The organism is Luteimonas aquatica (assembly GCF_022662575.1).
Lineage (GTDB): Bacteria > Pseudomonadota > Gammaproteobacteria > Xanthomonadales > Xanthomonadaceae > Luteimonas > Luteimonas aquatica.
In genome coordinates this window covers 1-1061 of the sequence record NZ_JALBFU010000037.1, presented here as the reverse complement: position 1 = coordinate 1061, position 1061 = coordinate 1, and the positions used below count along the sequence as shown (strand labels likewise).

Genomic DNA, 1061 nt, shown 5'->3' with positions numbered 1-1061 from the left:
CTGGCTGCTGGGCCGGCTGACGGCAAGCACGGTCACTCACCAGCGTGGCGGGCGCGCGAACGTCGTGCGCAAGAGCGGCTTCAGCTATGCCCCGACCACTGGCCTCCTGACCCAGGAACGCGCAGGCGCCGAGGCCGGCGCGGACCAGGAGTCGCTGAAGGTCTACGGCCTGGACGCCTACGGCAACAAGACCTCGGTGGCCACCTGCGCCAACCCGGCCACGACCACGGCCTGCGCGGNGTCGTGCGCAAGAGCGGCTTCAGCTATGCCCCGACCACTGGCCTCCTGACCCAGGAACGCGCAGGCGCCGAGGCCGGCGCGGACCAGGAGTCGCTGAAGGTCTACGGCCTGGACGCCTACGGCAACAAGACCTCGGTGGCCACCTGTGCCAACCCGGCCACGACCACGGCCTGCGCGGCCTCGGCGATGCAGTTCCACCCGGCCGACATCACCACGGTGGTGCGCTACAGCCGCACCGCCTACGACGGCCTGGGCCGCTATCCGGTGAGCACCACCGAGACGTTCTGGAACGGCGGCAGCGGCAACGGCTCGGTGGAGAAGCTCACGCAGACGGTCAACGGCCGCGACCTGTTCGGCAACGTCACCGAGGCCACGGACGCGGTCGGGGCGGTGGCGCGGGCGCAGTACGGCCAGCTGGGACGCCCGTACCAGGTCTGGAAGCAGACGGCGGTCGGGGACACGACCAACGGCACGAGCACCCTGACCACCTACCGGCTGTGCGGGGAGGTCGCCTGTCCGGCCGGGGCGAAGTTCCGCGAGCAGGTGCTGACCACCGAGTCGCCGGGGCAGTGGACCTACTTCGACGTGCTCGGCCGCCCGGTGATGAAGGCGGTGGAGACCTTCAACGCCGGGGTGCCGAACAAGGACCTGGCGGTGACCTGCACCGCCTACGAGGCCACCGGCAAACCGCAGGCGAGTTCGAACCCGTTCCTGGTCTCGGGCGTGGTCGGCGGCGGGCCGTCGGTGAGTGCCGACATGTGCGCCAGCGGCAACAGCGCGCGGCTGTGGACGACCACGACCTACGACGCGCTGGGCCGGCC

1 protein-coding gene is annotated in these 1061 nt (G+C 71.2%); it reads left to right on the top strand.

What is annotated here, in order from left to right; translation table 11 throughout:
- Positions 1-243: 243 nt before the first annotated feature.
- The coding region (locus tag MD221_RS17400) for a hypothetical protein (RefSeq protein WP_242113423.1) at positions 244-1061 on the top strand (818 nt) is incomplete at its 3' end.